This is a genomic window from Streptomyces sp. NPDC055506 (assembly GCF_053643595.1).
Map to the genome: position 1 here is coordinate 1 of NZ_JBSHKH010000245.1, position 4,406 is coordinate 4,406.

The 4,406-nt window shown below is 73.7% G+C and carries 4 protein-coding genes; 2 read left to right on the forward strand and 2 right to left on the reverse strand.

Features of this window, described 5'->3' with window-relative positions; genetic code table 11:
- Positions 1-305 (reverse strand): response regulator (locus tag ACWIF2_RS40065; protein ID WP_454366560.1); only part of this gene is annotated, 305 nt, incomplete at its 3' end.
- Positions 306-319: 14 nt separating this feature from the next.
- Entirely contained in the window at positions 320-1,306 is a 987-nt protein-coding gene (locus ACWIF2_RS40070) for a RecB family exonuclease (protein WP_454366562.1), read from the reverse strand.
- Positions 1,307-1,516: 210 nt separating this feature from the next.
- On the opposite strand from ACWIF2_RS40070, the gene ACWIF2_RS40075 reads away from it, so the two are divergent.
- Both ACWIF2_RS40075 and ACWIF2_RS40080 read left to right on the forward strand, forming a co-directional pair.
- Positions 1,517-3,388, forward strand: coding sequence for a site-2 protease family protein (locus tag ACWIF2_RS40075; protein ID WP_454366563.1), 1,872 nt, complete (start codon positions 1,517-1,519; stop codon positions 3,386-3,388).
- Positions 3,389-3,428: 40 nt separating this feature from the next.
- Complete coding sequence (locus ACWIF2_RS40080) at positions 3,429-4,331, forward strand: tRNA (adenine-N1)-methyltransferase (protein WP_033311897.1); 903 nt, start codon at positions 3,429-3,431, stop codon at positions 4,329-4,331.
- The last annotated feature ends 75 nt before the right edge of the window (positions 4,332-4,406 follow it).

The window sequence follows — 4,406 nt, forward strand, 5'->3', positions numbered from 1 at the left end:
GCGGACCGAGCAGCCGACGCCGCCCGCAGCAGACGCAGCTGGCCGATCTCGGTCAGCACCAGCACCTTCGCCGGGCCGTCCCGCTCGGGGCCCGTGATCTGCCGGGTCGCCTCCACACCGTCCATCCGCGGCATGCGGATGTCCATCAGGACCACGTCGGGCTGCAGGGCCCGCACCTGGTCGAGCGCCTGGAGGCCGTCTCCGGCCTCGCCGACGACCGCGATGTCCTGCTCGGCCTCCAGAATCATCCGGAAGCCCGTGCGGAGCAGCGGCTGGTCATCGACCAGTAGGACGCGGATGGCCACGTAAGTCTCCTTCGCTAGTCCGGCCCCATTCTGCCCTGCGCGGGCCCGCCGGACTCCGCCGCCCTCACCGGCAGCGGGTACGGCGGGGGAGTACCGCCGAACTCCGGGCAGTGGGCCTGGTGGTCGCACCACCCGCACAGCTTCGTGGGGCGCGGCCGCCAGTCGCCCGTCTCCGTCGCCAGCCGGATCGCCTCCCACAGCGCCAGCAGCTTGCGCTCGACCCGGTCCAGGTCGGCGAGGACCGGGTCGTACGTCAGCACTTGGCCGCTGCCCAGATACACCAGCTGGAGCCGCCGCGGCACCACGTTCTTCAGCCGCCAGACCACCAGGGCGTAGAACTTCATCTGGAACAGGGCGCCCTCGGAGTACTCGGGCCTCGGTGCCTTCCCCGTCTTGTAGTCGACGATCCGGACCTCGCCCGTGGGGGCCACGTCGACCCGGTCGATGATCCCGCGCAGCCGCAGCCCGGAGTCCAGCTCGGTCTCGACGAACAGCTCCCGCTCGGCCGGCTCCAGCCGGCTGGGGTCCTCCAGCGAGAACCAGCGCTCGACGAGCTGCTCCGCCTCGCCCAGCCAGCGCGCCAGCCGCTCGCCCTGCGGATCGTCCGCGAACAGCTCCACGACCTCCGGCCGCGACTCGCGCAGCCGGTCCCACTGGCCCGGGATCAGCGACTTCGCCCGGGGTGCGGTGCGCTCGGCCGCCGGGGCGTCGAAGAGCCGCTCCAGAACCGCGTGCACCAGCGTGCCCCGGGTCGCCGCCTCGCTGGGCTTCTCCGGCAGCCGGTCGATGACCCGGAAGCGGTAGAGCAGCGGGCACTGCATGAAGTCGCTCGCACGCGAGGGGGACAGCGTCGAGGGCGGTATGGCGGTGGGCGCGGACTCGGTCGCCGTGTCCCCTGTCGTCTCGATGACCGCCTCCACGGACCCGGCCGGGACCGGCGGATCCACCGCCGCGGCAGGGCTGCTGTCGGGCTGCGCCGCGCCCTCGGTGCTCGTCTCCATGCCCCAGACCATACGGCCCGCCACTGACAGTGACCCAGCCGCGGTCGGGCCGTGTGCGACGCCGGGAGCCGGGAAGGGAGGGGGAAGGGAGGGGAGGGTCGGGGAAACACAGGGGTGCCGGGGCGGAACGCACCCCGACGGACGCATACCATCGACTTGAGACCCTCCCGGCCGGCAGGCGCGGGAGACGCTTCGAACGAGGGGACACCGGTGGACGAGAGCGGCGGGCGCGGGCGGCCGCGGTCCGGCAACGACGAGTCGGCCGAGCGCCACGCAGGGGCACCGGCCCGGGCCACCGACCCGACCCCCGCCGACGAACAGCCCGTGGACGGACGGCGTTTCACCCCCGAGCGGCACGACGACGCCCCGACGGCAGGCCCCACGCCGACGCAACCGACCGGGCCCGAGGACGACTCCGCCGCGGACCGGGACTCCGGGGCGGCCGAAGGGGACCGTGCGTCGTCGCGGAAGCCCGGCTCGACGGACGGGGCCGATTCCGCCGCGGGCCAGGACTCTCGCTCGGCCGAAGGGGACGGTCCGTCGCTGCGGAACCCCGCCCCGACGGGCGGGGACCACTCCGCCGCGGGCCAGGACTCAGGCGCGGCCGAAGGGGACGGTCCGTCGCTGCGGCAGCCCGGCCCGGCGGGCGGAGACCACTCCGCCGCGGGCCAGGACTCCGGCGCGGGCCAGGACTCAGTCGCGGCCGAAGGGGACCGTCCGTCGCTGCGGAAGTCCGGCTCGACCGGTGACCCCGCGACCGGGCAGGACACCGGTGCGACCCCGCCCCCGGACCCCGGCGCCCCGGACCGCTGGCAGCAGCCCTCCACCCCTGACCCGGACAGCCGTACCGAGCACGCCGCGCCCGGCACCGGTGACCGCCCCCTCGCCCACTCCGCCGACGGCAAGGGGCCCGCCCCCCAGCGGCCTCCGGAGCCCCGGGGCGGGCTGCTCATGGGACGGCCCTTCGGGGTGCCCGTGTACGTCGCGCCCAGCTGGTTCCTCGTCGCCGCCCTGATCACCTGGGTGTTCGGCGGGCAGCTGGAGCGCGTCCTGCCCGAGCTCGGCGCCGCCCGGTACCTGGTCTCCCTGTTCTTCGCGGTCGCCTTCTACGCCTCCGTGCTCGTCCACGAACTGGCACACACCGTCGCCGCCCTCCGCTTCAAGCTCCCGGTCCGCCGCATCCAGCTCCAGTTCTTCGGCGGCGTCTCCGAGATCGAGAAGGAGGCCGAGACCCCCGGACGCGAGTTCGTGCTCGCCTTCGTCGGGCCCCTGCTCTCCCTCCTGCTCGCGGGCGTCTTCTACCTCGCCATGCAGACCGTGGACCCCGGCACCGTCCCGGGCGTCCTGCTGGCCGGCCTGATGATCTCCAACCTCATCGTGGCCGCGTTCAACCTCCTGCCCGGCCTGCCCCTCGACGGCGGCCGCATGCTCCGCGCCGTCGTCTGGAAGATCACCGGCAAGCCGATGACCGGCACCGTCGCCGCCGCCTGGGTCGGGCGCGCCCTCGCCGTCTCCGTCCTCATCGGCCTGCCGCTGCTCACCCAGTCCGGCGCCCTCGGCTCCGAGGCCGTCGACAACGTCGGCATGGACACCGTCCTGGACGCTCTGCTCGCCGCCATCCTCGCCGCGATCATCTGGACCGGCGCCGGCAACAGCCTGCGTATGGCCCGGCTGCGCGAGCACCTCCCCGAGCTGCGCGCCCGTGCGCTCACCCGCCGCGCCGTCCCCGTCGAGACCCACACCCCGCTCTCGGAGGCCCTGCGCCGCGCCAACACCGCCGGAGCCCGCGCCCTGGTCGTCGTCGACGCCGACGGCAAGCCCCTCTCGCTGGTCCGCGAGGCGGCGATCGTCGGCGTACCCGAACACCGCCGCCCCTGGGTCGCGGTCAGCGGCCTCGCCCAGGACCTCACCGACGGCATGCGCGTCTCGGCGGAGCTCTCGGGGGAGGAACTCCTCGACGCCCTCAGGGCGACGCCCGCCACCGAGTACCTCGTCGTCGAGGAGACCGGCGAGATCTACGGTGTCCTGTCGGCGGCCGACGTGGAGCGGGCCTTCGTGAAGGCCATGGCGAGGCCCAGCTGAGGTGGTCGGCACCTCCTCCGGGGACCGGTAGGCTGTTCACATGTCCGAACCGACCGGTGCCGCCCGCAGGCGCGGGCCCTTCAAGGTCGGGGACCAGGTTCAGCTGACCGACCCCAAGGGCCGCCACTACACGTTCACGCTCGAGGCCGGGAAGAACTTCCACACCCACAAGGGTTCCTTCCCCCACGACGAACTGATCGGCGCACCCGAGGGCAGCGTTGTCCGCACCACCGGTAACGTCGCCTATCTCGCGCTGCGCCCCCTGCTCCCCGACTACGTCCTGTCCATGCCCCGCGGGGCAGCCGTCGTCTACCCGAAGGACGCGGGGCAGATCCTCGCCTTCGCCGACATCTTCCCCGGCGCCCGCGTCGTCGAGGCCGGCGTGGGCTCCGGCTCGCTCAGCAGCTTCCTGCTGCGCGCCATCGGCGACCAGGGCATGCTGCACAGCTACGAGCGCCGCGCGGACTTCGCCGAGATCGCCCAGGCGAATGTCGAGCGCTACTTCGGCGGCCCGCACCCCGCCTGGCAGCTCACCGTCGGTGACCTCCAGGACAACCTGTCCGACGCCGACGTGGACCGCGTCATCCTCGACATGCTCGCCCCCTGGGAGTGCCTGGAGGCCGTCTCCAAGGCGCTCGTCCCCGGCGGCATCCTGTGCTGCTACGTGGCGACCACCACCCAGCTCGCCCGGACCGTCGAGTCCATCCGCGAGATCGGCTGCTTCAACGAGCCGAGCGCCTGGGAATCGATGATCCGCAACTGGCACATCGAGGGCCTGGCCGTCCGCCCGGACCACCGGATGATCGGCCACACCGGCTTCCTGCTCACCGCCCGCCGCCTCGCCGACGGCGTCGAGCCGCCCATGCGCCGCCGCCGCCCCGCCAAGGGCGCCTACGGCGAGGACTACGCCGGACCCAACGCCGACGGCGGCTCCGGCCGCTGAGACGACCCGCCGCCGCACCCAACGCACAGGCGCCGTGGCGGAGTTCCCGGATCCACTCCGGAACTCCGCCACGGG

Bases quoted from the DNA above. Each gene is read 5' to 3' on its own strand.
- ACWIF2_RS40070 (WP_454366562.1), bottom strand. From the start codon at position 1,306: ATGGAGACGAGCACCGAGGGCGCGGCGCAGCCCGACAGCAGCCCTGCC.
- ACWIF2_RS40080 (WP_033311897.1), top strand. From the start codon at position 3,429: ATGTCCGAACCGACCGGTGCCGCCCGCAGGCGCGGGCCCTTCAAGGTC.